Origin of the sequence: Venenivibrio stagnispumantis (assembly GCF_900182795.1) — a bacterium.
Classification (GTDB): domain Bacteria; phylum Aquificota; class Aquificia; order Aquificales; family Hydrogenothermaceae; genus Venenivibrio; species Venenivibrio stagnispumantis.
This window is the reverse complement of the sequence record NZ_FXTX01000034.1, coordinates 1-4,934: the sequence shown is the minus strand read 5'-3', so window position 1 is coordinate 4,934 and position 4,934 is coordinate 1. Positions and strand designations below refer to the sequence as shown.

2 tRNA genes and 3 rRNA genes are annotated in these 4,934 nt (G+C 55.9%); all 5 read left to right on the top strand.

From position 1 onward, the window contains the following. Window positions 1-12 precede the first annotated feature (12 nt). Window positions 13-1,531 (top strand): 16S ribosomal RNA (locus QOR43_RS08450). A 55-nt stretch (window positions 1,532-1,586) separates the two neighbouring features. Next, window positions 1,587-1,660 (top strand) — tRNA-Ile (locus QOR43_RS08445). 8 nt (window positions 1,661-1,668) lie between these two features. Then, window positions 1,669-1,741: transfer RNA gene (locus QOR43_RS08440), tRNA-Ala, on the top strand. 44 nt (window positions 1,742-1,785) lie between these two features. Then, window positions 1,786-4,723: ribosomal RNA gene (locus QOR43_RS08435) — 23S ribosomal RNA — on the top strand. Between the two features lie 40 nt (window positions 4,724-4,763). After that, window positions 4,764-4,880: ribosomal RNA gene (gene rrf / locus QOR43_RS08430) — 5S ribosomal RNA — on the top strand. Together the 16S, 23S and 5S rRNA genes with 2 tRNA genes alongside form the textbook arrangement of a ribosomal RNA operon. Window positions 4,881-4,934 lie beyond the last annotated feature (54 nt).

The following is a 4,934-nucleotide window of genomic DNA, read 5'->3' as shown; positions in this document are numbered from 1 at the left end:
CAGGATAAGATTCCTTTGGAGAGTTTGATCCTGGCTCAGCGCGAACGTTGGCGGCGTGCCTAACACATGCAAGTCGTGGGGCAGCAGGCCTTACCTTCGGGTAAGGTGCTGGCGACCGGCAAACGGGTGAGTAACACGTAGCTTACCTACCCATAGGTTGGGGATAACTGCCCGAAAGGGCAGCTAATACCCAATAATGAGAAAACTCCAAAGCCGCAAGGCGCCTATGGATGGGGCTGCGTCCCATCAGCTTGTTGGTGAGGTAATGGCTCACCAAGGCTACGACGGGTAGCCGGTCTGAGAGGATGACCGGCCACAGTGGGACTGAGACACGGCCCGCACCCCTACGGGGGGCAGCAGTGGGGAATATTGGGCAATGGCCGAAAGGCTGACCCAGCAACGCCGCGTGGTGGATGAAGCCCTTCGGGGTGTAAACACCTTTTCTGGGGGAAGATTATGACGGTACCCCAGGAATAAGGGACGGCTAACTACGTGCCAGCAGCCGCGGTAATACGTAGGTCCCGAACGTTGCGCGAAATTACTGGGCGTAAAGGGTCCGTAGGCGGTCTGGTAAGTGGTAGGTGAAAGCCCACGGCTTAACCGTGGAATTGCCTTCCAAACTGCCGGACTTGAGGGTGGAAGAGGTCGGCGGAATTCCCGGTGTAGCGGTGAAATGCGTAGATATCGGGAGGAACACCAGTAGCGAAGGCGGCCGACTGGGACATTCCTGACGCTGAGGGACGAAAGCTAGGGGAGCAAACCGGATTAGATACCCGGGTAGTCCTAGCCGTAAACGATGGATGCTTGATGTGACCTGGGATACCAGGTCGTGTCGTAAGCTAACGCGTTAAGCATCCCGCCTGGGGAGTACGGCCGCAAGGTTGAAACTCAAAGGAATTGACGGGGACCCGCACAACCGGTGGAGCGTCTGGTTTAATTCGATGCTAACCGAAAAACCTCACCAGGGTTTGACATCCGGTGTGTCGTATCCGAAAGGGTACTAGCCTATGATTTCTCATAGGTGCGCCGGACAGGTGGTGCATGGTCGTCGTCAGCTCGTGTCGTGAGATGTTGGGTTAAGTCCCGCAACGAGCGCAACCCTTGCCCTGTGTTACCAGCGGGTTATGCCGGGGACTCACAGGGGACTGCCGGCGATAAGTCGGAGGAAGGAGGGGATGACGTCAGATCAGTATGCCCTTTATGCCCTGGGCTACACAGGCGCTACAGTGGCAGGGACAATGGGATGCAATGCAGCAATGCGGAGCTAACCCCAAAAACCCTGTCGTGGTGCGGATTGGGGGTTGCAACTCACCCCCATGAAGGCGGAATCGGTAGTAATGGCGAATCAGCAATGTCGCCGTGAATACGTTCCCGGGTCTTGTACACACCGCCCGTCACGCCATGGGAGTCGGGTTCATCGGAAGTCCCCGAGCTAACCGCAAGGAGGCAGGGGCCGATGATGGGCCCGATGACTGGGGCGAAGTCGTAACAAGGTAGCCCTAGGGGAACCTGGGGCTGGATCACCTCCTTTATAGGGATTTCCCTATCATCATTCATGGCACTTAGTTCTCCAACTAAACTGCTAAGGGCCTTTAGCTCAGACGGTTAGAGCGTACCCCTGATAAGGGTAAGGTCAGTGGTTCGAATCCACTAAGGCCCATTCTCTTAGGGGACGTAGCTCAGTTGGGAGAGCATCTGCTTTGCACGCAGAAGGTCAGGGGTTCAAATCCCCTCGTCTCCACTACTTGGCAATTGAATAAGTGTAAGGTTGTAGGAAGTTTGTTAGGCCAAGCTGCTAAGGGTCCATGGTGGATGCCTCGGCAGCCAGAAGGGATGAAGGGCGTGGCAAGCTGCGATAAGCCACGGGGAGCCGCAAGCAGGCTGTGATCCGTGGATTCCCGAATGGGGAAACCCGCTGTCCCATAGGACAGCATCCTACCTCACGGTAGGAGCCGAACCGGGCGAAGTAAAACCTTTTAGTAGCCCGAGGAAAAGAAACCGAAAGGGATTCCCTCAGTAGCGGCGAGCGAACGGGGAATAGCCTAAACTGATGTGGTGCCATGGTGGTAGCCTTAGCCACATCAGGGTAGTGGGATGTATCCGGAGGAAGCTACCACTTCCTCGGGGAGTTACAAAAGCAGCAGATAGCAGAAGTAGTTGGAATACTACGCCATAGAGGGTGATAGCCCCGTATGCAAAATCTGCTGCTCTCCCTGGGATACACTCCCGAGTACCACTGCCCCCGTGAAAGGTAGTGGGAATCTGCCCAGACCACTGGGTAAGGCTAAATATTCCTGGCTGACCGATAGCGCATAGTACCGCGAGGGAAAGGTGAAAAGAACCCCTGTGAGGGGAGTGAAAGAGAACCTGAAACCATGGATCTACAAGCCAGTGGAAGGGCTATTTTATAGCCCGACTGCGTGCCTCTTGGAAAATGAGCCAGGGAGTTGTGGTATGCGGCTAGCTTAAGCCGTTAGGCGTAGGCGTAGGGAAACCGAGTCCGAATAGGGCGTCTAAGTCGCATGCTGCAGACGCGAAGCGGAACGATCTATCCATGCCCAAGGTGAAGGGCGGGTAACACCGTCTGGAGGCCTGAACCAATCGGTGCTGCAACACAGTTGGATGAGGTGTGGATAGGGGTGAAAAGCCAATCGCGTTCCGTGATAGCTCGTTCTCCCCGAAATGCATCGACGTGCAGCGTCAAGCGTTCCTTCCCGGAGGTAGAGATACTGATTGGGCTAGGGCCCCGAAAGGGGTACCGAACCCAACCAAACTCCGAATGCCGGGATAGGTAGCTTGGCAGTGAGTCTACGAGGGATCAGCTCCGTAGACGAGAGGGAAACAACCCAGATCACCAGCTAAGGTCCCTAAGTGCACGCTAAGTGGAGAAGGATGTGAACTCTCTAAGACAGCGAGGAGGTTGGCTTAGAGGCAGCCATCCTTTAAAGAGTGCGTAACAGCTCACTCGTCGAGAGAGTTCGCGCCGAAAATTTAACGGGGCTAAGCGTGCCACCGAAGCTGTGGGATAGTCCGAAAGGACTATCGGTAGGGGAGCGTACCCTGTGGGTTGAAGTCATACCGTGAGGAGTGATGGACTGCAGGGTAGTGAGAATCCTGGTATGAGTAGCAGCGAAGACAGGTGAAAAACCTGTCCGCCGGAAACCCAAGGTTTCCAGCTCAACGTAAATCGGAGCTGGGTTAGTCGGTACCCTAAGGTGAGGGCGAAAGCAGTAGCCGATGGGAAGCAGGTTAATATTCCTGCACCAGCGGACTGGAGGCTAAGGCATGACGCAGAAGGATAGGCCCTGGGAAGCTATGGATCGCTTCCTCTAAGCTCGCAAGGGTGAGGCATAGGCAAATCCGTACCTCGTTTAGCCTGAGCGGTGATGGGGAGAGCAGGCTTGTCCTGCTCAACAGGGCTGACTTCATGCTGCCAAGAAACAATGTCGTAGCCGTTGAAGGTTCGCTGACCGTACCGTAAACCGACACAGGTGGGTTAGGTTAGCAGCCTAAGGCGTTCGGGGTAACTCTCCTCAAGGAACTCGGCAAATTGACCCCGTAACTTCGGGATAAGGGGTGCCCACAGCAATGTGGGCCGCAGAAACCAGGTGGGGGCGACTGTTTACCAAAAACACAGCACTGCGCAAACTCGTAAGAGGACGTATGCGGTGTGAAACCTGCCCAGTGCCCGTAGGTTAAGGGGATGGGTGCAAGCCCTGAACCGAAGCCCGGGTAAACGGCGGCCGTAACTATAACGGTCCTATGGTAGCGAAATTCCTTGTCGGGTAAGTTCCGACCTGCATGAATGGTCCAACGATCCCCACGCTGTCTCGAGGAGAGTCCCGGTGAAATTGTAGTGCCGGTCAAGATTCCGGCTTCCTGCGGCAGGACGGAAAGACCCTGTGAAGCTTTACTGTACCCTGACACTGATTGTCTGCTCACCATGCGCAGGATAGGTGGGAGCCTGTGAAGCCCTCCTTTCGGGGAGGGTGAAGGCGTCGGTGAGATACCACCCTTGGTGTGTGGATAATCTAACCGAGCCGTGTTACCCACGGACGGGACAATGTCAGGCGGGCAGTTTAACTGGGGCGGTTGCCTCCTAAAGAGTAACGGAGGCGCTCAAAGGTACCCTCAGGTGGGTCGGAAATCCACCGTTAGAGTGCAAAGGCATAAGGGTGCCTGACTGCGAGACTGACAGGTCGAGCAGATGCGAAAGCAGGACTTAGTGACCCACATGTCCCGCGTGGAAGGGCATGTGATCAGCGGATAAAAGCTACTCCGGGGATAACAGGCTAATCCCGCCCAAGAGCCCATATCGACGGCGGGGTTTGGCACCTCGATGTCGGCTCGTCGCATCCTGGGGCTGAAGTAGGTCCCAAGGGTTGGGCTGTTCGCCCATTAAAGCGGCACGCGAGCTGGGTTCAGAACGTCGTGAGACAGTTCGGTCCCTATCCGCCGCAGGCGCAGGATACTTGAGAGGAGCCATCCTTAGTACGAGAGGACCGGGATGGGGCAGGCTCTGGTGTACCAGTTGTTCCCCAAGAGCAGCGCTGGGTAGCCATCCTGCTACGGGATAAGCGCTGAAAGCATCTAAGCGTGAAGCCCACCTCAAGATTAGGTATCCCTGAAGGGCCGTGGGAGACTACCACGTTGATAGGCCACAGGTGGAAGCTCGGTGACGGGTGGAGCCAAGTGGTACTAATCGCCCGTTCGGCTTGGCCTCTTACTTCCTATTATCCTTACACTTATTCTTTTGCCAATCCCCCGGTGTCCATAGCGGTGGGGCAACACCCGGTCCCATTCCGAACCCGGCAGTTAAGCCCACCAGCGCCCATGATACTGGCTGCGAGAGCGGTCGGAAAAGTAGGTCGATGCCGGGGCCTTTATCCCTACTTCACCCTGTAAAATATCACCCCCATTTCCTCTTCCTCTTT